This window comes from Tropicibacter naphthalenivorans (genome assembly GCF_900176475.1).
Classification (GTDB): domain Bacteria; phylum Pseudomonadota; class Alphaproteobacteria; order Rhodobacterales; family Rhodobacteraceae; genus Tropicibacter; species Tropicibacter naphthalenivorans.
Window position 1 is genome coordinate 73,137 of record NZ_FWXX01000010.1, and the last position, 26,950, is coordinate 100,086.

26 protein-coding genes are annotated in these 26,950 nt (G+C 61.8%); 18 read left to right on the plus strand and 8 right to left on the minus strand.

The window, feature by feature from the left end:
- Positions 1-376 precede the first annotated feature (376 nt).
- Positions 377-781 (plus strand): single-stranded DNA-binding protein, encoded by a 405-nt coding sequence (locus B9A11_RS17390; protein WP_008335991.1) that lies wholly within the window; start codon positions 377-379, stop codon positions 779-781.
- A 138-nt stretch (positions 782-919) separates the two neighbouring features.
- Here the strand turns inward: B9A11_RS17390 and B9A11_RS17395 are convergent, their stop codons facing one another.
- Entirely contained in the window at positions 920-2,059 is a 1,140-nt protein-coding gene (locus B9A11_RS17395) for a hypothetical protein (protein ID WP_234988888.1), read from the minus strand.
- 303 nt (positions 2,060-2,362) lie between these two features.
- Here B9A11_RS17395 and B9A11_RS17400 point away from each other — a divergent pair, with 303 nt between their 5' ends.
- The 10 genes from B9A11_RS17400 to B9A11_RS17445 all read left to right on the plus strand — a co-directional run bounded on the left by B9A11_RS17400 (position 2,363) and on the right by B9A11_RS17445 (position 8,244).
- A complete protein-coding gene (locus B9A11_RS17400; protein ID WP_038147531.1) occupies positions 2,363-3,562 on the plus strand; it encodes a hypothetical protein in 1,200 nt (399 codons plus the stop codon).
- 93 nt (positions 3,563-3,655) lie between these two features.
- Positions 3,656-4,156, plus strand: a complete 501-nt coding sequence (locus B9A11_RS17405) for a hypothetical protein (RefSeq protein ID WP_058249043.1) — start codon at positions 3,656-3,658, stop codon at positions 4,154-4,156.
- 96 nt (positions 4,157-4,252) lie between these two features.
- The gene (locus B9A11_RS17410) at positions 4,253-4,771 is read left to right on the plus strand and encodes a hypothetical protein (RefSeq protein WP_054540835.1); all 519 of its coding nucleotides are present in this window, start codon (positions 4,253-4,255) and stop codon (positions 4,769-4,771) included.
- A gap of 97 nt (positions 4,772-4,868) precedes the next feature.
- Positions 4,869-5,360 carry a DUF6878 family protein gene (locus tag B9A11_RS17415; protein WP_054540786.1) on the plus strand — a complete coding sequence of 164 codons (492 nt, stop codon included), beginning with the start codon at positions 4,869-4,871 and terminating at the stop codon, positions 5,358-5,360.
- 10 nt (positions 5,361-5,370) lie between these two features.
- Entirely contained in the window at positions 5,371-5,748 is a 378-nt protein-coding gene (locus B9A11_RS17420) for a DUF6915 family protein (RefSeq protein ID WP_054540785.1), read from the plus strand.
- 1 nt (position 5,749) lies between these two features.
- The gene (locus B9A11_RS17425; RefSeq protein ID WP_058249044.1) at positions 5,750-5,947 is read left to right on the plus strand and encodes a hypothetical protein; all 198 of its coding nucleotides are present in this window, start codon (positions 5,750-5,752) and stop codon (positions 5,945-5,947) included.
- 75 nt (positions 5,948-6,022) lie between these two features.
- Positions 6,023-6,442 (plus strand): hypothetical protein, encoded by a 420-nt coding sequence (locus B9A11_RS17430; RefSeq protein WP_054540784.1) that lies wholly within the window; start codon positions 6,023-6,025, stop codon positions 6,440-6,442.
- Complete coding sequence (locus tag B9A11_RS17435) at positions 6,435-7,079, plus strand: hypothetical protein (RefSeq protein WP_054540783.1); 645 nt, start codon at positions 6,435-6,437, stop codon at positions 7,077-7,079. The genes B9A11_RS17430 and B9A11_RS17435 overlap by 8 nt, the downstream gene beginning before the upstream one ends.
- 65 nt (positions 7,080-7,144) lie before the next feature.
- Entirely contained in the window at positions 7,145-7,546 is a 402-nt protein-coding gene (locus tag B9A11_RS17440; RefSeq protein WP_028095451.1) for an MbcA/ParS/Xre antitoxin family protein, read from the plus strand.
- The gene (locus B9A11_RS17445) at positions 7,543-8,244 is read left to right on the plus strand and encodes an RES family NAD+ phosphorylase (RefSeq protein WP_054540782.1); all 702 of its coding nucleotides are present in this window, start codon (positions 7,543-7,545) and stop codon (positions 8,242-8,244) included. The genes B9A11_RS17440 and B9A11_RS17445 overlap by 4 nt, the downstream gene beginning before the upstream one ends.
- Before the next feature lie 424 nt (positions 8,245-8,668).
- Here B9A11_RS17445 and B9A11_RS17450 read toward each other — a convergent pair whose 3' ends face one another.
- Entirely contained in the window at positions 8,669-8,965 is a 297-nt protein-coding gene (locus B9A11_RS17450) for a hypothetical protein (protein ID WP_054540781.1), read from the minus strand.
- Between the two features lie 177 nt (positions 8,966-9,142).
- Here B9A11_RS17450 and B9A11_RS17455 point away from each other — a divergent pair, with 177 nt between their 5' ends.
- The 4 genes from B9A11_RS17455 (at position 9,143) to B9A11_RS17470 (ending at position 16,222) form a co-directional block, all read left to right on the plus strand.
- Positions 9,143-13,537 (plus strand): strawberry notch family protein, encoded by a 4,395-nt coding sequence (locus B9A11_RS17455; protein WP_058249045.1) that lies wholly within the window; start codon positions 9,143-9,145, stop codon positions 13,535-13,537.
- 3 nt (positions 13,538-13,540) lie between these two features.
- Positions 13,541-14,569 carry a DUF7146 domain-containing protein gene (locus B9A11_RS17460; protein ID WP_058249046.1) on the plus strand — a complete coding sequence of 343 codons (1,029 nt, stop codon included), beginning with the start codon at positions 13,541-13,543 and terminating at the stop codon, positions 14,567-14,569.
- 365 nt (positions 14,570-14,934) lie between these two features.
- Complete coding sequence (locus B9A11_RS17465; RefSeq protein ID WP_054540778.1) at positions 14,935-15,867, plus strand: DUF2493 domain-containing protein; 933 nt, start codon at positions 14,935-14,937, stop codon at positions 15,865-15,867.
- Positions 15,868-15,949: 82 nt separating this feature from the next.
- Positions 15,950-16,222, plus strand: coding sequence for a WGR domain-containing protein (locus tag B9A11_RS17470; protein ID WP_058249047.1), 273 nt, complete (start codon positions 15,950-15,952; stop codon positions 16,220-16,222).
- A gap of 215 nt (positions 16,223-16,437) precedes the next feature.
- Here the strand turns inward: B9A11_RS17470 and B9A11_RS17475 are convergent, their stop codons facing one another.
- The 6 genes from B9A11_RS17475 to B9A11_RS17505 form a co-directional block, all read right to left on the minus strand.
- Entirely contained in the window at positions 16,438-17,091 is a 654-nt protein-coding gene (locus B9A11_RS17475) for a hypothetical protein (protein WP_058249048.1), read from the minus strand.
- Positions 17,091-20,189, minus strand: coding sequence for an HsdM family class I SAM-dependent methyltransferase (locus B9A11_RS17480; protein WP_058249049.1), 3,099 nt, complete (start codon positions 20,187-20,189; stop codon positions 17,091-17,093). The genes B9A11_RS17475 and B9A11_RS17480 overlap by 1 nt, the downstream gene beginning before the upstream one ends.
- Positions 20,190-20,928: 739 nt before the next feature.
- A complete protein-coding gene (locus B9A11_RS17490; RefSeq protein WP_058249051.1) occupies positions 20,929-22,068 on the minus strand; it encodes a Fic family protein in 1,140 nt (379 codons plus the stop codon).
- Positions 22,069-22,259: 191 nt separating this feature from the next.
- Complete coding sequence (locus B9A11_RS17495) at positions 22,260-22,484, minus strand: hypothetical protein (protein ID WP_058249052.1); 225 nt, start codon at positions 22,482-22,484, stop codon at positions 22,260-22,262.
- A 300-nt stretch (positions 22,485-22,784) separates the two neighbouring features.
- Entirely contained in the window at positions 22,785-24,065 is a 1,281-nt protein-coding gene (locus tag B9A11_RS17500; RefSeq protein ID WP_058249053.1) for a multicopper oxidase family protein, read from the minus strand.
- Between the two features lie 76 nt (positions 24,066-24,141).
- Positions 24,142-24,723, minus strand: a complete 582-nt coding sequence (locus B9A11_RS17505) for a L,D-transpeptidase (RefSeq protein WP_058249054.1) — start codon at positions 24,721-24,723, stop codon at positions 24,142-24,144.
- A 187-nt stretch (positions 24,724-24,910) separates the two neighbouring features.
- Here B9A11_RS17505 and B9A11_RS17510 point away from each other — a divergent pair, with 187 nt between their 5' ends.
- From B9A11_RS17510 to B9A11_RS17520, 3 genes are read left to right on the plus strand one after another with little or no spacing between them, the layout of a single operon-like run.
- A complete protein-coding gene (locus tag B9A11_RS17510; RefSeq protein ID WP_186009226.1) occupies positions 24,911-25,735 on the plus strand; it encodes a DUF305 domain-containing protein in 825 nt (274 codons plus the stop codon).
- Positions 25,735-26,496, plus strand: coding sequence for a glutaredoxin family protein (locus B9A11_RS17515; protein WP_186009227.1), 762 nt, complete (start codon positions 25,735-25,737; stop codon positions 26,494-26,496). Before B9A11_RS17510 ends, B9A11_RS17515 begins: the two co-directional genes overlap by 1 nt.
- Positions 26,497-26,529: 33 nt before the next feature.
- Entirely contained in the window at positions 26,530-26,940 is a 411-nt protein-coding gene (locus B9A11_RS17520) for a hypothetical protein (protein ID WP_058249055.1), read from the plus strand.
- The last annotated feature ends 10 nt before the right edge of the window (positions 26,941-26,950 follow it).

The following is a 26,950-nucleotide window of genomic DNA, read 5'->3' on the forward strand; positions in this document are numbered from 1 at the left end:
GGGCCCTGGATTTCTCGGCAGGCGCGGGCAGGGGTGAGAGCTGGTGATAGCCACTTAGGCCGCTAGCGGTGTGCTGGGCTTTGGGTCAAACAGTCCCGATTGGCAAGGAGACATGGTCTGGCATGGGCTCCCCGTATCTCTCTGTCTTCTGGGCCGTCCCTTCGACTGACAATCCCCTAATCCCGTTCGGGCTCTCGCGCGCAACCCCGCGTCAGCCCGGGCCGAGTTGGCCGCCTATGGCGTCCTGCCCGCTCCACCCCGGTCCTCTGGGGGTTTCCGGCGTCCGTTCCGTCCACCGTGCACGCGTCACCCGACGGGCTTTTTCAGGGTCTTGTCGAAGGGACGGTCCCGAAGACAGGAAAAACAGGAGCTTATCATGCAGAACATCGTCATCCTCGCCGGCAACATCGGTCAGACCCCCGAAGTCCGCACCACCCAGAGCGGCACCAAGATCACCAACTTCAGCCTCGCCACCTCGCGCCCCCGCCTCTCGGAAGGCCGTGTGATGCGCGACGAGAACGGCTACCGTGTCATGGACACCGAATGGCACCGCATCACCTGCTTCAACGGTCTCGGCAAGACGGTCGCTGAGCATTGCGAAAAGGGCATGAAGGTCCTCGTCCACGGTCGCATCCACTACACCAAGTGGATCGACAGCATGGGGAACGACCGCTACGGTTGCGAGATCATCGCCGAGAAGGTCGACTTCCTGAGCCGCCCGAAGTCGGCCGAGAACGAAAACCCCGAGTTGGTCGACCGCGACGATGAGATCCCGTTCTGAGGAGCGGGGTCTCCCCCTCGGCCCGGCGGGTTAAACCGCCGGGCTAAAAGTCTCTTCGGGCCCCTGGAAAAGGCATCCACGCTTGCCTACCGGTGCTGAGCGCCTTGAATGCGCCTAATTGTTCAACCTGCGCACGAGCTAGATTTCGTCTTTGGTTCTGGTCGCGCCGTGACTGCGATACGCGTCGAGCATCAAACGCGTATATTCGGCCGTGCTCTGGGTCACGGTGCCCAAACCGGGCCATGCGAACAACGGATCCGACCAAGTAACTTCCAACTCAATCTCGATTCCAAGCAGTGCGGCCACTTCGATCGCAGCAGTCGGCTCCTTGTCCTCGGGCCAGTAGTGATCCTCGAAGGAAACAACCACGTCGAGATCGGCATCAACCCAGATTTCGGCCAGACTCGCTCCCATGCGCTCGCTGGCATTGGTCGCATCCTCGAACAGGGCAGCCCGGATCAAATGGGTCACCTGGTCACTGTTGAGGTCAAGCCTTGGCCGCGGATCTATAATTGACACGATGGGTTCAATCTCTTGCCTTTCGGCGCGGGATTGGACTGGCACTGGTTTTTCATCGGTCGGTTCCAGCCAGAAGGCTTCTGGAAAAATGTTGATTGGTGATGCGCCGCAGCTGGGGCAGTGCCATTGGTTTCCAGCGATCTGTGGGCCGGTGATCTCTGAGTTGCAGTGAAGGCAGTACCAGAGGTTCGATTCCTCCATCTCCAAGAACGGGTGCCGCACATTTCCTTCCGCATCCGGCTTTGTGGCGCGCCGTGGCCAATCGGCAAATCGCCGCGCCTTGACGCTCTGCATCAATTCCCTCGCAATCCCGATGGCTTCTTCACGTAGCACGCGATCGTTCATCGGGCTGGTCTGGGCATGCTTGATGTCGATCTCGACACGAGGGGCGGCCAAAGGGTTTTCTGGCAGCACGATCTGCCAACCCTCACCATCCATGCGGACGTCACCAAGCATTGTTTTCAGTTCGTATGGATGCCCCCGTACTTCTCCTCGAGTGACGGCATCGGGGCTTCCGAAGATATGGTCGAAGGTCGCACCCTCGTAGGAAGTGATCCGCTCCACGAAGGCCTTGATAGTGGCAACTTGTGCTTCGGAGGGAACCCACTCTCCTTTGGCGCTGCCTGTCAACGCATTCCAATGAGCAAAGCCCATTCGACTGGCAACAAAGTCGAGCGCTACGTGCTGTGGTTGACCCGTCGCCCTAGCGTAACGCTTCGCCAGTAGTTTCAAAGTCTTGAGCTTAGTGTTCTCTGTCATGATCCATGTCCAAGCCGGATCTGACTAGGTGCCCGCTGCTAATCAGACCCGCCGATGGCATGAGGTCTGCTGTTCGAAATTAAGATCGCTGCAAAGCTTCGCGTGGCGGGCACACCGGCCTGCGAGAAAGGCCTTGTTTAACCTCTGCCATTTTTGAACGCAGGTCAACACCAGCGAGTTGCGGGCGTGCGGCGCCTCCGACTTAGCGCCGTTTGCCCGAGAGAGTTTGAGGTTGGCCGGTTTCCCGGTGACGGGTTGAGGGCTGGGAGAGTGGCTCCCGGCGCCTGTCGCGGAGGAATGCCGATGGGCGTTGTGGAAGTTCTGGATGCGGTACAGCCGACGCGGGCTGGTGGCTGGAAAGTGGATGTGAGCCGGGGTGACCGGAATGGGCGGGTGTCGTCCGAATGGTTCAACAGGCCGGATGACGAGCGGTACCTGTCGCTCGACGATCTCTGGGCCAATGTGAAGGGTCGCTCTGAGCGCAGCCGCAGCCGGGTGGTGCAAACCGCCGACATCCGTGTCGAGGCAGCGCGCGACAGTGCAGAGCGGCTGCACTTGGTCCTGCCGAAAGCGCATGAGCCGATCGCACCCACGCACTGGGCCTTCGGCCAGCTTGCCAGCATCGTCGGTGCCCCGGCATCCTACCTGCGGCAGCTTCCCGCGCCTCTGGCGGGGATCAACCTGCAATACGGTTTGACCAACCACCGCGCCGAGCAGGTGAAGACCTTCGAGACCGAGGATGGCCGCACGGAACTGCGCGCCGTGACCGGTCCCGACTACGGCCGCATCCATGACTTCGAGCTTGTCGAGGCGGTTCAGCGCATCGCGGGCAATGGCACGGGCGATACGCGCTGGAAGGTGCCGGGTGTGCTGGATTGGTCGACCGGGGTCTACAACCCCGATGTCGAAATCAGCCGCGACACGACCACGCTCTACGCCTCGGACCGCGATGTCTTCCTGTTCCTGGTCGATGATCGCAACCCGATCGAGGCGGGCAAGCTGGCGGACGGCTCCCCCGATCTCTATTTCCGGGGCTTCTATTGCTGGAATTCCGAGGTGGGCGCGAAGACCCTCGGCATGGCGAGCTTCTATCTGCGGGCGGTGTGCCAGAACCGCAACCTCTGGGGCGTCGAGGATTTCCAGGAGATCAAGATCCGTCACTCGAAATACGCCGCTTCGCGCTTCGCACATGAGGCCGCGCCCGCGTTGACGCGGTTTGCCAATTCCTCGCCGCAGGGGTTCGTGAACGGCATCAAGGCGGCGCGCCAGCAGATCGTGGCGCGCAGCGACGCGGACCGCGCGGATTTCCTGCGCAAGCGCGGTTTCTCGAAGGCCGAATCCGGCAAGATCATCGAGAAGGTGCTGATGGAGGAAGGCCGCCCGCCCGAGAGCATCTTCGATTTCGTGCAGGGCATCACGCGGCTCGCTCGCGACAAGACTCAGCAGGATGCACGCCTCGACATGGAAGGGCGCGCCAAGAAGCTCCTCGACCGCGTTGGCTAATGTGGCGACCGGAGGCGATATCGCCTCCGGTCTCGTCCCTGTTTCATCGATCTGCTACCGTGCCCGACATGTTTAGGTATTGGAAGTACGCGCATGGAAGAAATCGATTGGTCAGATCGTGCATTTTATGATGACGGCGAATGGGTTACCTGGTCGGAAGTCGACGAGCAGCTTCGCTACAAGGAGTGGGGCGCTAAATACCCGAACGCGATCCGGTCTATGATCCCATATTTTGAGGATCTCCTGTCCCTCGCGGAAAGCTATCACCTCGAGACCGGCCTTCACCTCTCTGTCTACGGCGATATCGGTGAGCTGTTCGGTGCTATCACGTACGGTATCAAGCTGAACAAGACCTACGCCCAGGGTGCTGACGGAAGACTTGGCAATGATCATGTCGAGGTCAAAACCATTACGCCATTCAAGACAAAGGATGTGGTTGTGGTCGATACCAATGGGCATTTCAACAAGCTCTTGGTTGTAAAGATCAACGAGGATTTTCAGGTCTCGGGTCGCATGATCGACCGAAAAGATCTTCCAAAGCGCGAAGGGCGCTACTTGCGGGTTCGATGGGGCGATTTACCAACGCCGAAATGATCGGCCCGATCAGCGACAGAGAGTCCGAGGGGGCGGTTTGGTCTTTGACGGTTTGAAGCGGGGAGAGAGGCTCTCCGCACCGTCGGAGATATGCCCATGTTCGACCTTCCTCTCCAAACTCAGCCGGAAACGCAGAAAACAGGTTTGCCGCCGAGCTTCCTGACCGTTCTTGCAGATCAAGACTTGCCGTTTGCGCTCACGACGGCTTGCCATGCGCCCGCGGCTCTCATGTCCGGGCAGGCACACCCCAAGGTACTGGAGCGGTTTGCAACGCTGGCCGACGCCATGCAGGGGGCAATCGTTCACGCCGAAGATATCACACCTGAAGACGCTCCGCGCATCCTGGCAATCCTCGATCGGGAGGGCCGCCTCGTTCTGGCCGGGGCTACCAATGATGGCGGGGTCGCATGGTGCCACCCGGTCTCGGATGCCGCCGAAGCCCGCGCCGTCGTGTCCGAGGCCAGCCAGACCCGCGCGCAGGCCATGCGGGCGGCCGAGTGGCATGAACATAGCCTCGCGCGACGGCTGCGGCACCACGCCGACGTTCTCGATGCCCGTCTTGTCGATCCGCTCTGGCGTGTCTTCGCGTCTCGCGCCCTGCAGATCGCGGCGTGACGCCCGAGAGTCAGAGAAGGGCAGGGGAGGATGTGAGCCTAGGAGGACGAGAGAGAGCCTCGGGGTTCAGATCCTTTCCCTCATTTCGGAGTTTCCAATGTCCAAGATCGAACCCACCCTGGCCGCGCCGATGGCGCCGTCCAGGATTGATTTCGCCGCCGTGCTGGCCCGGCAGGCCGAGCGTGACGCGCGGATCGCAGCTTTGCGTCCAGCCAACAAGGAGCGCCTCTTCGATGGCCTGACTGCCGCGGGCATCACCCATGTGACCGTGAGCTTTGACGGCTATGGCGATAGCGGCCAGGTTGAAAGCATCGAAGCCTACGCTGGCGAGACCGAGGTTGCTTTCCCCAAGACCGCGATCGCCTATGCCGCATTGACCTGGGACGACCCGGAGGTCGAGATGCGGGCGCTTTCGCTCGAAGATGTCGTTGAGCAACTGGCCTACGACTTCCTTTCTGATACCCATGGCGGTTGGGAAAACAACGACGGGGCTTACGGCGAGTTCTGCTTCGATGCGAGCGCTCGTTCCATCCACCTCGAGTTCAACGAGCGCTTCACCTCGTCCGAACTCTACACCCATGAATTGTGAGGAGGCGACGATGGCACATCCCTATCACCACGCCCTGTCCTCGGTGAAGAAATGGGGCGGCACGGTCGACGACTACCTCGCCGTGCATTCCTGGTTCGACCAGAGCAAGGAGATCACAGCCGACTTTCGGCACCGGGCGCTGCGCCACCATGCGGAGGGCATCTTCATGGCCGAGACGATTTTCGGCCCGACCCTCATGCTGTCGACCGGGCGCGTCATCCCGACCCGCTGGGTCGGCGAGCAGCATGTTAAGGAGGACCTCGGCTTCATCCCGAGCTTCGCCGATTGGGTGAAGGCCATTCGGCCCCAGCCTTGGATGGGTCGGACCGAACGGATCGAGGCACAGGTCGATCCGCATCTCGTCTCGCCCGTGGTCGAGGTCACGTGACATGACCGATCCCACTTATCTAAGTCTTGGCTTGCCGCCGACCGCTTCGCCACTGGCAGTGGTCCGCGCGGCGGTCCGGGCGCTGCACCCCGACACGCGCGCTGTTTGCGGCCTCCGGACCGCGCGCAAGCGTTTCTACCGGCAGATGCTCTGCGCGCATGCCGCACGAAAGGCGGCAAACGACACGTCGATCGGCTGATCGCTCCCGGCCGACCCTTCATCCCGATTCAGTACCCGGCCTCTTGGCCGGGTCTTCCCCATTCAGGAGGTTCCCATGGCGGATTACTTCACCCATTTCTCATGCCTGCTCGACGTCGGCACACCCGAAAAGGCCGCCCGCGCGCTCGCGCTGTTTCAGGAACTCCGCGCTGCGGATCAGGACGCTGACGACCCGGAGGTCGCGGGCTTCGACCTCGCGCGCCAGGACGCGTCCGAGGGCAGCACCCTCTGGATCCATGACGACGAGCACGGCGATGTCGAAGCCGTCATCCGCTTTGTGCTGCGCCTCGCCGAAGACCTCGACCTCACCGGCCTTTGGGGATTCCAGTATGCTCTGACCTGCTCCCGACCGCGCCTCGACGCCTTCGGCGGTGGCGCGCATGCCATCGATCTCGGCGCTCGCAAATCCATCTGCTGGTCCAGCACGCAAGAATGGTTGGTCGCTGCGCTGAACGGGGAGGATATCGATGCCTGAGGTGATCTGCACCACCGTCTACCAGTTCCCCGAACTCTCGGATGCCGCCAAGGAGAAGGCGCGCAGCTGGTATCGCGAGCTTGGTCCCCATGACGATTGGTGGGACGCGGTCTATGAGGATTTCGAGCGGGTCTGCGAGCTCCTCGGCATCCGCCTGAAAGCCACCTCCGTCCGCCTGATGAGTGGCGGGACACGGGCCAAGCCCTGCATCTGGTTCTCCGGCTTCTGGAGCCAGGGTGATGGAGCTTCGTTCGAAGGCTACTGGTCCCACGTCAAGGGCGCCGCCGCGCGCATTCGGGACTACGCGCCCAAGGACGCGACGTTGCACGGCATCGCCGACCGGCTGCAGGCTATCCAGCGGCGGAACTTCTACCAACTCGCCGCCGAGGCCAGCCACCGTGGCCGCTACTACCATGAATACACCATGTCGGTGGACATCACGCGGGACAGCGCGACCTGGCAGCCGCCGACCGAGGATGCGGAAGAAGTCGTGACCGAGGCGCTGCGTGATCTGGCCCGCTGGCTCTACCGCCAGCTTGAAGCCGAATACGACCACCTCACCTCAGACCAGGCCATCGAGGAGGGGATCATCGTCAACGCGTATACGTTCACGGAAGGAGGGCGGCGGTTCGGGTAACAGAGATCAAAGCGTAAGGTTCATTTGATCTTTACAGTAAGTCCATATGGACTATATTGAAGCCAATGGAGGACGCCATGTACGTTGCAGAGAAAATCCGGGAACCCGCACAGATCAACGCCGTCGCGTTGAAAGCTTATGCACGCGTGGCCGATGCTTGGGGTCTCAGTCTCAAGGAAGCGGCTGGCCTTGCCGACATGTCAGAGAGCACGTGGAAGCGCGCCAAGAAGCCGGATTTCGCCGGAGAGCTCACCAAGGACCAACTGCTGCGGCTCAGCGCTGTAATTGGCATCTTCAAGTCGCTCGAACTCTACTTCTCGGAGCCTCTGGCAAAAAGCTGGTTCACCCGACCGAACAAGGGGCCGCTCTTTGGTGGAAGCCGACCAGTCGACACCGCCATCGACGGGGGTTTGCCGCAGATCCTCGCGGTTCGGACCTATCTTGATGCGTTGCGTGGTGGGGCATGAAGCAGACCGAGATTTCCGATCGCGGTCTCGTTCGTCTCCTGCCCGCCACTTACCACAAGCCACCGTCGCTGCGCGGTCTCGTCGATTCCGATGACGAGATGGAGATCCTGGCAGAGATCGAGGGCCTGACCAGCGGTCGTCTTCTGGCGGAACGTGGCCGCAATCCCCATCTGGACCCGCGCGAGCTTGCCTGGCAGCGCCGGAGCCAAGATCTGCGCATCTACGGCGACAGCCATGTCAACGCCGCCTTCACCTATACCCGCGCCGGCGGAAACCGCTTCAACACCGAGGAGCGCGGCGCCTGGTATTGCGCATGGGATGTCATGGTGTCCGTCAGCGAAGTGGCCTGGCACCGAACACGCGAACTCGGCTTTACCGGCAGTTTCCATGACAGCGCCCGCTATGTGGAATTGCTGGCGGATTTCATCGGCGTCTTCGATGACATGACCGACGAGCCGGGCCATCCCGCACTGCATCCGGATCCGGCTGTCGGATATCCCGAGGGCCAAAGCCTCGCCCAGCATCTGCGCCGGGCTGGATCGCGTGGCCTGATCTACCCCTCAGTTCGGGCTCCCGCGCCGGGCGGGAATTGCCTCGTCTGCTTCGAGCCCCACGCCATCCAGAACGTCCGGCCTGGCGCGTCTTGGGATCTTGTTTGGGATGGGACACCGCACTACTCGCTTACGGCCGTCGGCTGACGCGTTGCGGCGCAAGCGCCTGTTTGGCGGGGTCCGAAGACATGAGACTGGCACACGGCGACGTCTCTGCCCCAAAAGACCACTATAGTTTTCTTCGATGAGGTTGCTTTTCCAGCGTTGTGGACGCTCCAATCTCACCATTTCCAAAGAATTTATGGACTAGTCCCACGTGGAGGGAGATCTGAAGGCGCTGGGTCGAAAGACGGCAACGACTTGCAGTGGTTGCCGAAGGTCGCAGTGGTGTACCTCCTGGTGTGCCGCCGCGACCAGACCTTGGCCCTTCGGTGTCCTTCGGACAGGAGTTTGACCGAGGCTGACGTCCCGAAGGTCCAATCTGCCAATCTACAGGTTGGCAACTACGCTCGGTTTGCCAAGCCACGGTATGGCAGAAGCTCCGGAAGGCCGGAGCTAGCCAGTGCCGGGATCACTTGTTCCCGTCGATCCATTTCGACATGAGCCCCTTGTCACGGAAACATTCCTCCGGAACGGCGCGCCGTTTGATCCGGGCAAGCTTCTCCGCGAAGGCTACCTGCTTCGAGGTCGGCAGACGGTCCATGTCCGATACCGGCTTCAGCCGGGCCTGAGCCTCGATCCAACCGCTCAAAGATCTCCGGTCTTGCTGAACTTCCCAGGGCAGGAGCGTCCGGTTGCGCAGGACGAGCGACCGCGCATAGGCGATCTGCTTGGGCGTTACGGGCAGGGCGTGCTTGGTGCTTTCCATGGTGGAACCCCCATTCTGGCTTGGCTCTGAACATAGAACATAACAAGAACAAAATCAAGCCAAGCGTCGGGAACACCTTGGTGCGAGAGGGAGAGAGGGGCCGGGAAAGATCAGGTCCGAGGCTGCCCGAGAGAGGGTGTACGGGCCTGATCCTGTCCTTCATTCCGGAGTTTCCCGATGACCCATCTTGCCCCTGTTGCGCAGGCGTCCTTGCCTGCGCCCATTGTCTCGTTGGCAGCAAATCCCGCCCCTGCGATCGTTGCTGTTGCCGAAGCGCTGCAGCCCGATCTGGCGCAAGGGCTTCAGATCGACGCGCTGCGCCTGCGCTTCGAGATGGAGCGTGCCTTTGGCGGTTCCGATGCGACCGGTGCCTGGGACTGGAAGCTCGCCTATGAGGCCGGCGAGGTGGCGCTGGTTCTGTTCTTGCGGAAATTCGGTCGTGCGCTGCTGGCCCGGGCCGGCTCGCCTGCGGCGCTGTTGCCCATCCTCGCCAAGGTGGCGGGCCTTTTGCCCACGCACACCCGGCGGTCGGAAGAGATGGAGCGCTTTCAGCAATTCTCGACGCCCTTGCCCATGGGGCTCGCGGCACTGGCGGCAGCACAGATCACGCCCCGCGATTTGGTCTTGGAGCCGTCCGCCGGGACCGGGCTTCTAGCGATCCTCGCCGAGATCGCCGGCGGCACTCTGGCTCTGAACGAGTTGGCGGACACCCGCGCCGACCTTCTTCGCTTGCTGTTCCCGGGCCGACCGGTCACGCGGTTCGATGCCGCGCAGATCAATGATCATCTCGACGCCTCCTCAAGCCCGAGCGTCATCCTGATGAACCCGCCCTTCTCGGCCCAAGCCAATGTCGATGGTCGGTCGACCGAGGCGACGGCCCGGCATCTGCGCTCGGCCCTCGCGCGTCTGGCCCCCGGCGGACGGCTCGTCGCCATCACCGGAGCCGGTTTCGCGCCGGATGCGCCTGCCTGGGACGAGACCTTCGGCCGTCTGACCGAAACGGCCCATCTCGTCTTCACCGGCGCGGTGTCTGGCGCGGCTTTCGTCAAGCACGGCACCAGCTTCGAGACGCGGATTTCTGTTTTCGATAAATGCCGCGGCGGTGAGCAGGGCGGCATCACCGCTGACCTGCGCCATCCCACGTCCCCGGACGTGGCGCATCTGATGTCCCGGGTCACTGCAGAGGTTCCGAAGCGTCTCGAGATGGAACAGGCCGTAAATGCGGGTCTGGGCCACTCTTCCCTCTTTCCGGGAAGTCCTGCCCGCGCCACTCACACAACCACCAGCCGATCCCGTGCGACGTCTGCGACTCTACCGGCGAAATCAGACACACCGATCGAGGCCGAGGAACTAAACTACGCTCTCCGCGACGCCGCCGAGGGCGAAGACGCGACACGGCTGTCCGACGCGATCTACGAGACCTTCCGTCTGCAGGCTATCGACATCCCAGACGCCGCATCGCACCCGACCAAGCTTGTGCAATCGGCGGCCATGGCCTCTGTCGCGCCTCCGAAACCGAGCTATCGTCCCAAGCTTCCGGCGGCCGTTCTGGGCGACGGCCTGCTGTCCGACGCGCAGCTCGAGACCGTTATCTACGCGGGGGAGGCGCATGGCGCGCATCTCGCCGGATCTTGGACCGTGGATGAAACCGGCGATATGGTTTCGGCCGCTCCCGAGGATGCCGCGGACGCCGTCCGTTTCCGGCGGGGCTATTTCCTCGGCGATGGTACGGGGGCAGGCAAGGGCCGTCAGTCGGCCGGGATCTTGCTCGACAACTGGGCTCGAGGAAGACGCAAGGCGCTCTGGATCTCGAAAAGCGACAAGCTTCTCGAGGACGCACAGCGCGACTGGTCGGCCCTTGGCCAGGAGCGCCTGCTGGTCACACCGCTCTCGCGCTTTGCCCAAGGCCGCGACATCCCGCTGACCGAGGGCATTCTCTTCACCACCTACGCCACACTGCGTTCTGAAGAACGGGGGGCCAAGAAATCCCGCGTCGACCAGATCGTCGACTGGCTCGGGGCGGATTTCGACGGGGTGATCCTCTTCGACGAAAGCCATGCCATGGCGAATGCTGCCGGGGGTAAAGGCGATCGGGGCGATACCATGGCCTCGCAGCAGGGCAGGGCGGGTCTGCGGCTGCAGCACAAACTTCCGAATGCCCGCGTGGTCTATGTCTCGGCCACGGGTGCCACGACCGTCCACAACCTCGCCTATGCGCAGCGTCTCGGGCTTTGGGGCGGGGAGGATTTCCCCTTCCAGACCCGGTCGGAATTCGTGGAAGCCATTGAGGCTGGCGGGGTCGCGGCGATGGAGGTTCTGGCCCGCGACCTTCGGGCGCTCGGCCTCTACACGGCGCGGTCGCTGTCCTATGACGGTGTCGAATACGAGATGCTGGAACACGCGCTCAGCCTCGAGCAGCGCGGCATCTACGATGCCTATGCCGGGGCCTTCGCCATCATCCACCACAACCTGACCGCGGCGCTGGAGGCGGCGAACATTTCCGGCGCGGCCGACGGGCCGAGCGGGTCGGGCACGCTCAACCGCCAGGCGAAATCCGCCGCGCGGTCAGCCTTCGAGAGCGCCAAACAGCGCTTCTTCGGCCATTTGCTCACCTCGATGAAGACCCCCACGCTGATTGCATCCATCGATGCCGATCTGGCTGCGGGTCATGCGGCGGTCATCCAGATCGTCTCGACGGGCGAGGCACTGATGGAACGTCGCCTGTCGGAGATCCCGACCGAGGAGTGGAACGATATCCGCTGTGATATCACGCCCAGGGAATACGTCCTCGATTACCTCGCCCATTCCTTCCCGGTGCAGCTCTACGAGCCTTTCACCGACAGCGAGGGCAACCTCTCGTCGCGCCCCGTCACGCGCGACGGCCAACCGGTGGAGTGCCGCGAAGCCGTCCGGCGTCGTGACGCGCTGATCGAAAAACTGGCTTCGCTTCCGCCGGTGCCGGGTGCACTCGACCAGATCGTCCAGCGCTTCGGCACGGATCTCGTGGCCGAAGTCACAGGGCGCTCGCGGCGCATCGTGCGGAAGGGCGAAGGGCATTCGGCACGGCTCGTGGTGGAGAACCGGGCCGGAGCCGCGAACCTCGCGGAAACCCAAGCCTTCATGGATGACGAAAAGCGTATCCTGATCTTCTCGGATGCCGGCGGCACCGGGCGCAGCTATCACGCCGATCTCGGGGCGAAGAACCAACGCCTGCGGGTCCACTACCTCTTGGAACCCGGCTGGAAGGCAGACTCGGCGATTCAGGGCCTCGGACGCACCAACCGGACCAACCAGGCGCAGCCGCCGCTGTTCCGGCCGGTGGCCACCGATGTCAAAGCGGAGAAGCGGTTCCTGTCGACCATCGCGCGACGTCTCGACACGCTTGGCGCTATAACGCGCGGCCAGCGCCAGACCGGCGGGCAAGGGCTGTTCCGGCCCGAAGACAACCTCGAGTCGCCCTACGCCCGCGACGCCCTGCGCCAGCTTTACCGCCGTATCTATCGCGGCGATCTGGCCGGATGTTCGCTCGGGGCTTTCGAGGATGCGACCGGGCTCAGCCTGACCGATGATAACGGGCTGAAGGATGACCTGCCGCCGATCACGACCTTCCTCAATCGCCTGCTGGCGCTGACGATCGACATGCAGGCCGTGCTGTTCGCGGGTTTCGAGGAGCTGCTCGATCAGCGAATTGAGGGCGCCATCGCCGCCGGGGTCTATGATCTCGGGCTCGAGACACTCCGTGCTGAGAGCTTCCGGGTGACCGACGTACAGGTCATCTACACCCATCCGGGCTCCGGCGCGAAAACCCAGCTGCTGACCATCGCGGAAAAGCGCCGCAACACGCCTACCTCGCTGGCCGATGCGCTCGAATGGCTGGATGACCCGCAGGCGCGGCTTCTGGTCAACAGCCGCTCGGGCCGGGCTGCCGTGCAGGTTCCCGCCACCAGTCACATGCTGGAAGATGGGACCATCGAGCCGCGCCTGCGCCTGATCCGCCCGACCGATGCCAGCACAGTCCCGGCAAAGATCATGGAGGACACCCGCTGGCTCGAGGCCGACCGCGCGGCCTTCTCCGCCGCCTGGACCGCGGAACTGGCCGAGGTGCCGGAGTTCTCCGAAGCCACGCTGCACATCGTGGCAGGCCTGCTGCTGCCGATCTGGAAGCAGCTTCCCCAGGATGAAACCCGCGTCTACCGCCTGCAGACCGATGACGGGCAACGCATCATCGGCCGCCGCGTCTCGCCCGCTTGGGTCGCGACCACGCTGGCCAAAGACGCGCCGAAGCTCTCGGCGGCGCAGGTCCATGCCCTCGTTCTGGAGGGCAAGACCGTGGTGCGCCTGTCCGAAGGGATGGAATTGCACCGCTCGCGCGTCATGGGCGCGAACCGGATCGAACTGTCGGGCTTCTCGGAGGCAGCCAAGGATCGGCTCAAGGCCGATGGCTTCTTCTCGGAGATCATCAGTTGGAAGCTTCGGCTGTTCTGCCCGACCGACGCCGATGGCGTCGCGATACTGGATCGTCTGCTTGCACGTTGTCCTGTCGCAAGGCTACATGATCGCGGAGGTTGTTGACCCATGTATTCCGAGACCGAAGACCTCGTGCGCGATCTGGCAGAAAATGCCGAAGGCGTCTGTCGTGCCTATCTTCCCGCCGGACGGCGGGAAGGATCCTACTGGATCGTCGGCGATCTGCAGAACAACCCCGGCCGGTCGCTCTTCGTGCGATTGACGGGCCCGGCGTCGGGACCAGGAGCAGCGGGCAAGTTTACGGATGGGGCCACAGGCGAGCATGGCGATCTCCTGGACATCATCCGCGCCCGGACGGGGATCACGCGCTTCCCCGACCTTCTCGCCGAGGCCCGAGCGCATCTTGGCCGTCCGCAGCCGGTCGCCCCGGATAGGCAAGAGCCGAGGAAGGCCAAGGCGCCCGGTGGCACTCCCGCGGCGGCGCGCTTGTTTGCTGCCTCGAACCCGATCACAGGCACGCTTGCTGAGACCTACCTCCGTTCCCGAGGCATCACCCAATTCGGGGCGAACGGCGCCTTACGCTTCCACCCGAAGTGCTGGCATCGGGAAGAGGGGCAGACCCGGAGCATCCCCAGACCTGCGATAATCGCGGCGGTCACCGATGGGGCAGGGGCCGTGCAGGGCGTGCATCGCACCTGGCTGGCGCCTGACGGACAGGGGAAGGCGGCAGTGAATCCACAGCGTCGGGCTATGGGTCACCTCCTCTGCAATGCTGTCAGGCTCACCCCGCACGATGACATCCTCGTCGTCGGCGAAGGCATCGAGACCATGCTGTCCCTGTCCGAGGCAATCCCAGGTCTGCCCGTCTGGGCGGCACTCTCTTCGGGTCACCTCGGGGCGGTCCTGTTGCCGGAGGGGCTCAAGCGCCTTTACGTCGCGATCGATCGCGATCCGGCCGGGCAGCGCGCGGCAGAGAAGTTGAGCGCCAGAGCCTCCGAGGTCGGGGTGCGCGTGCGGGTGCTGGAACCGCGGCTCGGGGATTTCAATGATGATCTTCGGGCGAACGGCAAGGACGCGCTGCGCCAGCATCTGGCAGGTCAGATCGGGCCAGAGGATCGGCATCGCCTGCCCAGCTGAGCTGCATCGCGCAGGTGGGGGGCTGGGAGTGCGGGGCAGGGGGCTGCATCCCGTCGTGGCTCTGGATCGTCGTCCTCACCCCATCCAGGGCCTTGCGCATCCACCCGTCAGCCCTGCGCGGCATTCAAGAGATGGGCAGGCCGTCAAAGCGGTTGCCCCTGCAAGGTCGGCAGGGAACCTATTTCCGCCGGCGGCAAAGCCGCCTTTGCATCGCGAGACAAATAGCTTCCCTGCCGACCTCCTCCACGCTGTTCCGGCCCCGGTGAAGCCGGGGTGAAGGGGCAACCGCCCCGACGGCTCGGGTCTGCCCATGAAGGCCGCGCGGGATGACGCGCGGACGAGACAGGCCCGGAGGCAAGAAACCGATGACGATCCATACCCACGACGACGCGTATGAACCCGCCCATAGCGCATCCCAGACCGCCCATGCGCTCGACGAGCTGCAGCTGTATGGCTACCGCCCCTTCGACGAGCCCGATCCGCGCCCGATGCCCGATGGGCAGCGCCTCGCGGTCGCCGTCGCCGACATCTTCGACGCCCTCGTCGCGACCCTGGAAGACACCCGTATGGAACCCGATCTCGAAGAGGTGCTCTGGGGCCAGGTCAACCTTTTCCACCGCGCCACGGCCCGGATCGAGCGGTCGCTCGATGAGAACGAACAGGCGCAGCGCCGCCTCCAACGCGAGCAGGACGGCTCGGAGGTGAAATCCGTCGAGCTCGAGCGCCTGACGGCCGAAGGCCTGACCCTCGTCGAACGGCGGAACTGCATGGACATGATGCGCGATCACGCCGCATCCGAGTTTGTTCAGCACACGGGATCGACCTGGCGCCCCCGCACCGGCTCGATGGTGAACCGCCAGCACATGACCGCCGCCCTGATCGACAGCCGCGATTTCCTGGCCGCCAAGCGCCGCGCCGAGACCGAGGTGATGTTGCCCGCTGGCCCCAAGGTCGCCCTCACCGGCGGGACCGATTTCAACGATCATCGCCTGATCTGGGGCAAGCTCGACCAGGTCCGGACCAAGTATCCCGACATGGTCCTTTTGCACGGTGGCAGCCCAAAAGGCGCAGAACTCATCGCCGCTAAATGGGCCGAAGCCCGGGGCGTGACGCAGGTCGCCTTCAAGCCTGACTGGACCAAGCACGCCAAGGCCGCGCCCTTCAAACGAAATGACGCAATGCTGGATGTGCTCCCGGTCGGGGTCCTCGTCTTCCCCGGGACCGGTATCCAGGAAAACCTCGCCGACAAGGCCAAGAAGCTCGGCATCCCGGTCATGAAGTTCGAGAAGGGGGCGTGAGCCCCCACCCGTCTCGGGACAGATGATAGTGGAAACGACGCCGGCTACCTGATATTGTGAAGCAGCGAAAGGTGACCGCAAGATGTTCGACGAATCGCAGCAACTGGACGTGTTTCCGACGGTGGTCGATCTGAAACGGATCGACCCGTCCCTCAACATGCGGCGCTTCTATCGGATGAGCGTTCAGCCCGATCTCTTCGGCGGAGTGAGCCTGGTGCGAGAATGGGGCCGGATCGGGTTTCGAGGTCAGATGCTGATTGAACAACATGATGACGAGGGTAGGGCGGTCAACGCTTTGATGAAGCTGTCGGCGATGAAGAAGCGGCGGGGGTATCGGTTGCTGGGCGAGCGTTGAGAACGGCCCTGACCGGACAGTTGGATTCCAGAATATTGCAGGTTGTGCACCTTAAAGCTGTCGCTCGGTAGATGCTGCCACCAAACTGCTGTGGTACCCCGACCGACAACCCTATCCTGCTTTTTGATCAATTGGATGCGCCGTATAATGCGTGTCGCAATGCAGCATTGACTTGACCAAAGCCGTGATGGCAGCCACGCGTCCCGGTCCTTTCGTCAGCCATCCGGAGGGGTTGTGGCCGACTTTGAAAACAGCGCGTGGCGTAGTTCAATCTGTAATCCGCTTTGGCGGTTATGCCTTGTGCGGAAGCGCTCAATCGTTTCGATCACGGCAAGGGGTGTGGGGCCCTCAGCGAGCCCGAGAGGTACATGGCTGCCGATGGCGGCGGCAATCCGCGAATGAGCGAAGGGTACGTCGCCATCGAGCACATAACCTAGCATGCACCCCACAGGCAGCTGCTCAGCATACTGCTCGGTGAGAAAGCGCATCATGCCCTGAGTGACGTACACAGTAGCCAAGGAACTTCGGCTTCCGCCATTAATCACGTTTAGCCGCTTGCACTCATAGGCGAGGTATCGCTCCCGATCCCAGTCGAAGAGCACAGCGATGTCGATGATGCCCTTGCTATATTTAGACCCGTCAGCGGCTAAGCCGAATGGCTCGAACTGGTACTCGACCCAATGGCATAACCGACGCACGACGACGTCCTTGGGGAGGCGATCAACGAGGTTGATGGTGATATCATCTTCCCTTGGTTGCTCGGGAAGAACCGCCATGCACTCTGGCCACGCTGCCGCGATCCGCTCTAGGAAGCGATCGTCAAACGAAACGAAGTTGTCGATCCATCCCTGCACATCACCGATCAGCATCAATCGGCGCCCTGCTGTTGGGGCTTGGCGGCAGCTTGCTGGAGGTCGAGCGCTATTCCATCGGCATCGGCGAGCGCCGTGGAGCGCAGCCAGAAGCGCATCTGCATAGGCTTGATTAGGTAGAGGCAGTCCCCGACGAAAATGCGCAGATCCGGCATGAGCTGGAAGTTACCGTTGAGAGGCCTGTGGATGTGGGCTGCAAGCGTGTTGAGTACGTTGCTGAGTTCGCCGGTCGCATCTTCGGCATAGTCTTCATGCCCGCCCAAATGCAGGCGTAGGATCGCGAGATCGGCGCCGCGCGCGACAAGGCGTGCATCGATCTTCTTGCCTTTGAACCAGTCCGCGAGGCTCGCCGACAATGTGCGCGCATATAGAGTGCGTTGGGGTTCGTCAGGCGCGCTCCAGAGTTTCGGGAAGTTACCTTCATGGGGCTGAAGCGCAGGAAGGATTATCTCGACAGTATCGTCGACTAGCGCGATCTCATCGGGAGACAGGCAGAAATATTGATACGCGAGCCGATCGATCTTACGAAGAACATCGTTGTCATCGACCTGAATCGAGAACGGCTCGTTGGAACGCTCGCACGCGTCGTCCACAATTGCGATCAGCTCAACAGCGGCTTGTGCTGCTGCGGCATGGTCCGGAACATCGTCGGGCGATGGGAACGGCAAGCGGAGCAGGTCGGCCTGCTGGACTTCGGGTCGATCCGAACCAAACGAAGCGGTGCCATGAAATGCGTACCAGACCGCGATGCGACTATTGAGTATCGCTGTCAAGAGCTTGGCACGGTCGCTGTCGTCCCCCGGCACCACGATCGCCTGGAAGATATGCTGGAAGGTCAGTGGCTGATCGCAATAGGCAGCACGAAGGCGGTTCTGCGAAGTCTCGACCCCACGCGGGATAAGGATCCGCGAGCCATCGAATCCGGCTTCAAACCCGCGACGACGAACCGACGACGATGCGGCCGGCGTTAAGCCTTCCACAGTCTGGGCTAGGCGTGAATAGGCCGCGATGGGTAGGTCCGGCAGTCGGCCGACATATGCACTTTCGAGTGGAGGCGCATCGCTACCGCTGTCTTCATTGAAGGGCTGATAGCCTTGCCCGATCACCCAGCGATCGCCCGGGTCTTCGCGGCGACGGCTTAAGCCGCCGAAGTCTTGGACGAAGGCCTCTAGCTTGGGATACCGTGCTAGGTAGCCGAAAAGCTTGGCGTCCGGTTCCCGCATCCAAAGGCGCTGCTTGAAGATGAGCGGATTATCGAGAACGGTGCCCACCCCAAGCGAGGCTTTGTCCGCGCTGCTCAACGTGATGACACGCTTGATGCGCAAGTTGAGGTCGGCCTTTGGCGCCCAATAGTCAAAGCGATACGGGAAACTACCGGCACTCGCATTGCTGTAGATTATCAGAGCTGTAGGGCGATGGGCTTTCTCGAAAAGCTGAAAGCGAAGGTCAGCGAAATTGATGACGCGGCGGACCTGTGACTTTCGGAAGAAAGCGTCACGCGCTTCGACCGTTTTCTGAGCGTGGTTGTGCAGGAACCCCATCGCTGGCAGCAGGAAGGCGATCAGTCCCCCGTCGGCCAGATGCGAAAGGGCCTTCCAGCTGAATGCCCAGGCATCCTCGCCACCAGGCATCGGATGGCCGGCCCTCTTGCTCCACTGTACAGACGAACGAGCCGGACCGCGGCGGCTAGTCCATGGCGGATTGCCGATGATTACCTCGTATCGGGCACCGTTAGGAGACACTTCGAAAAAGTCGCGGCAGACGAGGTTCTTGCCCCAAAGTTCCGGGAGGAGTTTACCCCGAGTGATGAGCTTGCGGATGTCACGTGGCGAGACCTCTTCGAGCAAGGCTACGTAGAGCGAAAACACGGCGACTCGAACAGCGCCGCCATTCAAATCCCAGCCATGGATTTGGCTCAGTAAGTTCAACAGCGTTTTCCAGGAAATCGTCTGGGTTTTGTGTTTGGCTCGCCAGTGTTCGCAGAGCCGCTGGAACGAACGGACGAGAAAAACGCCTGAACCGCAGGCAGGGTCGAGGAAGTTTCCTGTCGTCCTTGTCGCATCCGGCAACAAGTCCCACGCTTGTGAAACGACCGTGTCGGCGAGGAACATGGGCGTGTAGTAGGCACCGTTGGCACGGCGTTCGGCCTCGCGTTCACCTAAGAACCGATCGTAGACGGCGCTGACGAGCTCGATTGGAATATAGCGGAAGTCATAGCCCCAGAACCGCAGCTGCCCGGAACGCGCCATTTCTTCACGGCCTGCCCGGAACCGCGCCAAGATCGTCAGATGGGCAGGCGTGACTTCTGGCGCCTCGCTTGTGGCCTCGAAGGAGCACGGCGCGACGAACAGATCGCCATTGAAATCTGCCTGAAGGGTCCGAAAGAAGGACCGGAAGAGATTGACGTCACCGGTTTTCAGAAGTGCCGAAAAACTTTCCGCGCGCTTCTCGGAGACGGCGGCAAAGTAGGCGGGGGTTACAATGTCTCGGTCTTCAAGGTAGGCGATAAACATCGCCTGAATAAGCAGGGCCTGGGCCGCATCGGGAGCGAGCGCAGCCTTTTGCAGGAGATGATGGGACTCATTCAGATTGTCGAGGAGAACCTGATCGATGCGTTCTTTCGAGGGGAAAAATTCGCCGTAGTCCTTCCAAAGACGTCCGGATTCCGCGCCGTAGATAAGGTTCTGGAACCGCAATGCTTCGGTTGTCAGGCTCAGGCTATCGATGAGGCAACGGGTCTCGAAGGCGTCGCCTGGATCCCTCAGCGGAGTGCGGGCGAGCGAAAACGCTCTTAACGTATCGTCGGCGATAACCAGCAACAGGCTTGCCAGGCCCTGATTCCAGAGTGCGCCGTGAAGATCTATTATGGCGGCACGGTCATAGTGATCGGCTTCTAAGATCGCGACGGTTGGGACGCCTTGTACGCAGAAGATCGCCGATACGCCCATTTCGGTGAGGGCGGCTCGGATAGCCGGCGCATGCGGTACGTCGCTGACGGTCTCGGCTGACTCGTAGAGCTCAGGCGAGCGCCGATGTGTGAGCCCCAGACGGTCTTTCCACTCCGGTGCCAATGAGGATGCCAGGGTGGTGGTCATGCTCGTTTACCGCGCTTTCCCGGCTGAATGTCCACTGAAGTGGGTGGGAACTGCAGATGACCTTGGGCTTGTTCAACTTCCACCGCCATCAGAGACGATCGTAGGCGCGCAATTATCGGCGCGCACGGCACACAGTGAGTAGAAACTTCCAGTGGTTGGCGTTGGACAAGGCTTATCTCTACCAAGCGACAGTTGTCGGCTTCCATCATGGCGACGCAGTTTTCGAGTGAGAGCCAGGACCTTCCCTGGCACTCGCTGAAGAGTTGATCGAAACGGTTGCCCATCGTTCCCACACGCATGCCGAAATCTCGGACCATCTCAGCCACTATCGCCAACGAAACGACGTCGCCAGGCGTGAAGCTCGGCGCATGCCCCTTGTGCGAGGCCAAGGCCGGGATTGCTGTTTTCCAAGTTCGAAAGGCGTCCACTGAAATGGACAGCAACTCGCGGATCTGGCTCTGAGTGTAACGCATAACGCCAGATTAGCCGGGAAAAGTTTCCATATCAATCCGGGAAAAGCCCTCTATCAATCCGGTGTAAACCCCACGTCTGTATTTGGTTTGTTCTTGTCTGAGATCGACCCGCCAAGCTAACTGAGCCTTTACGAGTCTTAACACAAGGTGGTCTTTCGCTGCGACCCGCATGATCGACCGCAATGTTGGCGTTGTCCCAACTGAATGCGGTACTGTGCTTGGTCCGTCTTCGACTATGTTACATAAAACGAATTCTCGGATTTTTGTTATTGTACTGTTTTTGCTGCAGAAAAACCCTTGTCTCCATCGAGCTTCAACCAGTATCGCGTGTGTCTCAGCTCGCCAGTTCGGTTCAGCGCGCCCTTCTCGACCAAGTCCTGTAGATCGCGGGTCGCGGTTGCGCGGGATGTGCCGGTGATCTTGAGGTAGTTATCCGCGCTTAGGCCGCCGCTGAAACCTTCGGGTCCTTCACGGAACATCCGCGCGATGGCCTTGGCCTGGCGGTCGTTCAGGTGATCTCTATGTCGATCGTAAAAGTGTGCCTTGTTGATGAAGAACGCTACGCGGTCGAGTGTGATCTGCTGCGCCTTCAAGACAATCTCTGCGAACCAGATGAGCCACGCCGTCACGTCAAGCGTCGTTTGATGCCGCTTGAGTTGGTCGTAGTACTCTTTCCGCTCTTTCTCGATGGTGAAGGCGAGCGAGATTAGGGTCGGCTGGCCAATGTTCTGCGCCAGCGACTTTTCAGCGAGCGCGCGGCCCAGGCGGCCGTTGCCGTCTTCGAATGGGTGGATGCTCTCGAAATAGTGGTGGCTTAGCCCGGCACGCGTCAGGGCGGGAAGCGGCTCTGCTCCCCGCGGGCCGGTCCTATTGAACCAATCCGCGTATCGCTCCATCTCAGGCATGACCTGCGCCGAAGGCGGCGCTTCGAAATGGATCGTCGGTCGGTCAAAGCGGCCGGAAACGATTTGCATCGATTCGGCGTGTTGTCGGTAGGCTCCGATGGTCTCTAACCGACGGTCATGGGACAGCAGCATCCGATGCCAGCGGTACAGCGTCTCGTGGCTCAGCGGCTCCGCAAAGCTGGAATAGACGTCAACCATCATTTCCGCGACGCCCTGTTCGCGCGGTTTGGCGGGATAACTGTCGGGATCGAGTCCCAGATGGCGCCGCAGCGAAGACTGGACGCTGAGCCGGTCGAGGATTTCGCCTTCGATGGCGCTGGTCTGCATGGCTTCGTCGCTGAGTAACTCGATGCGGAGTTGCTCGCGATCCGGCGGGTTGACATGATGGACTGCGCCGAGGATTTCTCCGGATGACAGCAGAAACCTCTGTTCGAACGGCTCCAGAGCGGAGGCGTCATACCGGAAATCCGGCCAGTCGGGCAGTGTCCAGTTCCAGGTCATGAGGTATAGGCACCCTTTCTATAAATCAAGATTAGAGCATTGGTGAGGCATAGAGGTCAATGCTATGGCTCAGAAATCCGGAAAGGAGATTGCCCAATGTGCGTCCATGGTCAGCTTTGCTGGCCACATCAATCTTGCGCTTTGCCGCAGATCAAAGCTGCAATACCCTGCGTGAAGAGACTCAAGCGCCATCAAGAGCGCTGCCAACAAGAGGACAGCAGATGCATCCACTGATCTACTCGTGCAAGTTGGTCGAAATCCCGCGAAACCTCGCGAGATTTGGCCTGAAACCTGGAGACCAGCTCGATCTCCGCTAGGTCGAAGACCGGGTCGAGGTCCTTGCCAAACCCAAGGGTCTGATCGCCTGGATGTTTGGCGGCGATGCGAAACCAGTTGGCCAAATCGATGAAACTCACTGCCGGCGTATACAGCCTTTCATGGCGGAGGCACGCAAGTTTAGGATCAAGGTCGTCGACATCGATGGTTTCGTCAAAGAACCGAAAGGTGTCTCGGTCTCCATATGGGTCGATTCCTGATCCGGAAACACCGTTTCGTCAGCGTGGATTTGCGGTGCACAGCGGTTTCCTGAATGTCGCAGTGCTTCGGTGGCGGTACTTGGGTCTGCCAAGCGGGCTGACGTTTCGCGCGTAGTCCTAATTATGTTGCTTACGACTCCTTTTGGTACGCCCTTCATAATATATCAGAAATAGCTGCCTTCAACTGACAGTCAGCCACGTCGCCATGCCATCGGCTTGATGGCTGAGCATGTGGCAATGCAGCATCCACGCGCCCGGATTGTCGAGGACGGCGGTGATGGCGCGTGTCTCTCCCGCCGCCAGCAGGGTCGAGTCGCGCAGTGGCCCGAGGTCTCCCGAGGTGTCCAGTTCGTGGAAATGGTGGCCATGCAAGTGCATGACATGGGGAAAGCCGGTGCGGTTCTCGATCTCGATGCGCATGGTCTGGCTGCGCTTTGCCGCGATCAAGGGACGGCTTGGAAGGCCCGACACGTCGTTCAGCGCCCATGTTCCAGTGCCGCGATGCGCAGGCGCGCCCGCGCCGCCTTGCAGCACCAGCCTTGTGGTGTGATCCGGCGTGCCGGGACGGGTCATGCGGTTTGGCGGCAGGGTCGGGATCGGCGCAGTCGAGGGGCTGCGCGTGCCGGTCACTGTCAAATGCCCCAGCAAGTCGTTCGCCCCGTCATAGGTGTCGCGCAGCGCCACCGGGCCGGTCACATCTGCGATCACGTCGCAGCGTTGACTGGGGGCCAGCGCCATCGGCGCCAGCGCCTGCGGGACCTCCAACGGCATCCCGTCCAGCGCCACGATCTTGCCCGCCAGCCCGGTCACGGACAATCGATAAATGCGGTCGATGGACGGGTTGATGATCCGCAGGCGCAGCCTGTCGCCTTGCTGCACGCTGTTCCGCGACAGGATCGCGGTCTTGATATTGCCAAGCCGTCCCTCGGTGGCAAAGCGCGCGGGATCGAAGCTGTCATCATACTGACCGTCCGCATCCAGCAGCAGGTCGAACAACTGCACGGTGATGTCGTGGTCGACGGCGGGCGGGTCGCGTTCCTCGACGATGAATGCCCCGAAGAGGCCCCTGCTGACTTGTTCATACGACAGATAATGCGAATGGTACCAATAGGTTCCCGCATCGGCTAAGTCGAACCGGTAGTCAAAGCGTTCGCCGGGGATGACCACATCCTGCGTCAGCACGTTCACGCCGTCCATGCGGTTGGGCACGCGCAGCCCGTGCCAATGCACCAAGGCCCCGTCGTTCAGCCCATTGTCCAACCGGATCTGCGCCGTATCACCTTGGCGGAAGCGGATGTCCGGCCCCGGCACCCCGCCGTTGAAGCCCAGCATCGGCAGGCGCCGCCCGGCGACCTGCGTGACGATCTCTTCGGGGCGCAGCGTAATGCGGGAGCCGCCCAAAGCTGGCGTCGCCAAGCAGGCGGCCAGCAGGGACAAGGCCTGTCGTCGGTTCACCTTCATGGAAACCCCGTTATCCAAAATTGCGGAGGCGCTTTTCAGACAGGCGCGGACAAAGGTCAACCAACCCGCCGGGGCCTCACGCGGTCGTCACCTTGGGGTGCAGGGTGACGCGGGCGCCGATCTCGACCCGTTCATACAGGTCCTTGACGTGCTCGTTAGTCAGCCGCGCGCAGCCGTTGGACACGGCGCTGCCGATGGTCGAGGGCGCATTGGTGCCGTGGATGCGCAGATAGGTGTCACGCCCCTGATCGTCATGCAGGTACAGCGCCCTTGCGCCGAGCGGATTGTTCGGGCCGCCCTTCATGCCGTTCTTGTATTTGGCATATTTCCCCGGATCGCGGCGGATCATCGACTGGGTCGGGCGCCACCACGGCCACTTGGCCTTGCGCGCGACAGTAAAGACGCCGGATTCGTACAGCCCCTTGCGCCCGACGCCCACGCCATACCGGATCGCCGCCCCGTCCTTCCCCATCAGATACAGGTGGAACTCGTCTGGCACCACGTGGATGTCCCCAGGCAGCCAGTCTGTGCGACCGGTCTGCACGGCCGTCGGGTTGAAGTGGTCGGGCAATGTGACCTGATGGGCGCGCGCCAGCGTCGGCGCGGCCAAGGCCATGGCCAGCCCCGTTATGATCGTGCGGCGTGTATATCCAGTCATGACATCTCCTGTTCTCGCATGCGTTTCAGCAGGCCAGCCCGCAATGCCTGCGCCCAGTCAAATGCCCGTGATCCTGCCCTGCGCAGGCGGGCCTGTTTCCCCGAAAGCACGGAATTCGCGCCATTTCGGAACCCTCCAGCGCTGGAAGGGCGTTTGCTTCACATGTGAGCCAAGCGGGAGAGGATTGATGAAGTATTCCAGATTTTTCCTGATGATCGGCACGTCGACGCTGGTGATGTTCGTGCTGATGTATCTGAACACCTACCTTCTGGGGCACGTCTTCTTTTCGGAAACGCGGGCTTGGATGGCTGTGCTGATGGGGGCCACGATGGCCTTTGTCATGCTGTCCTTCATGCTGTCGATGTACACCAACAAGGCGCTGAACGCGGGCATCTTCGTGGGCTCCGTCGTGGTCTTTGCGCTGTCGCTCTGGCTGGTGCGCAGTCAGGTCACGGTGCAGGACCGGTCCTTCATGCGGGCGATGATCCCGCACCATTCGATTGCCATCATGACCTCATCGCGGGCCGAGATCACCGATCCGCGCGTGGCGACACTGGCCGAGGCCATCGTCTATGCGCAGGACAAGGAAATCGCCGAGATGCGCTATTTGATCGCCGATATCTCGGCCAATGGCGAGGCTGATCCGACCGGCGAGACCGCCGCGCCCGAGGTGGTCGACGCCCGACAGGCTCTGTCGACCGAGGTGACCGCCACCGTCGACCCGGAATTCCTGACCGCCGACGACATCACCAAGGCCCTGCCCGAAGGTGCCACCTGCCGGTTTACCTACACCGCCACCAGCCCCGCCGTTCTGGCCGTGGGCAAGGACGCGGCAGTGATGAAGATCAGCGGCGACCTCGTGCGACTTGACCGGCAGGGTGACGGCTTTGCCGCCGACCCGCTGAGTGCCGAACTGCACAAGGGTGATGACCTGACCGATCTGATCGTCACGGCCGGGCCGGATTACTCCGCCGGGTTCCGCGGCCAATATACCTGCGAAGGAGGTCAATGATGCCCAAGGATACAACGCAAACCGCCACGCTGTATCGGATGGTCATGCCCGACCATCTTTGCCCGTTTGGCCTGAAATCCAAGGACTTGCTGGAACGTCAGGGCTATACGGTCGATGACCACCACCTGACAACGCGCGAAGAAACCGACGCGTTCATGGAAAAGCACGGGGTCGAAACGACGCCGCAGACCTTCATCGACGGTGTGCGGATCGGCGGCTATGACGACCTGCGTGTGCATTTCGACCTCGACCCGCCCAAGGACGAACAAAGCGACACCAGCTACCAGCCGGTCATCGCGATCTTTTCCGTCGCGGCGCTGCTGGCGCTGGGGCTGTCGTGGCACCAATACGGCACGGTCCTGACGCTGCGCGCGCTGGAATGGTTCATTTCGCTGTCGATGACGATCCTCGCGATCCAGAAATTGCAGGACGTCGAGAGTTTCTCGACCATGTTCCTGAACTACGACCTGCTCGCCCGCCGCTGGGTGCCCTACGGCAAGGTTTACCCGTTCGGCGAGGCGTTGGCGGGCATCCTGATGACCGCCGGAGCCCTGACATGGCTGTCGGCCCCGGTCGCGCTGTTCATCGGCACGGTTGGCGCCGTCAGCGTCTTCAAGGCTGTCTACATCGACAAGCGCGCGCTGAAATGCGCCTGCGTCGGCGGGTCGTCGAAAGTGCCCTTGGGGTTTGTGTCGCTGACCGAGAACCTGATGATGATCGCCATGGGCCTGTGGATGGGCAGCAAGGCACTGTTCGGGTGATGGTCTGAAAAATGCCTTTTTTCCCGCGCCTACATGCTCGGCACGGAAATTTTGGCCACACGTTTTGGTGACTTGCCGGGTGTCGTTTTCTCGCTTATCGATTCACGAATGTCTCACTGGATTCGCGCACTTCTGGTCAAATTTCAGGTCGTCGCCCTTTTTCTGGCGATGGCCCTGATGCCGTCCAACGCGTCCGCGATGATCCTGTGCGACGGACACGAGGCGACCATTGAGCAGGCGCACGACCACGCCAGTCAAACAACGGACCACGCGGTTGATCACGCTACGGATCATTGCGCATCGCATATTTGCGTCCTCGGCGATCTACGGTCAGCGGATGCGGAGGCGCCGCGCGCCATTCCAGTGTCGATCCGGTCCTGGGACATAGCTTCGCTTGTCATCACCGCAATTCCCGAAGGTTTGCAGCGCCCCCCACGTGCCTGATGCAGCCCCG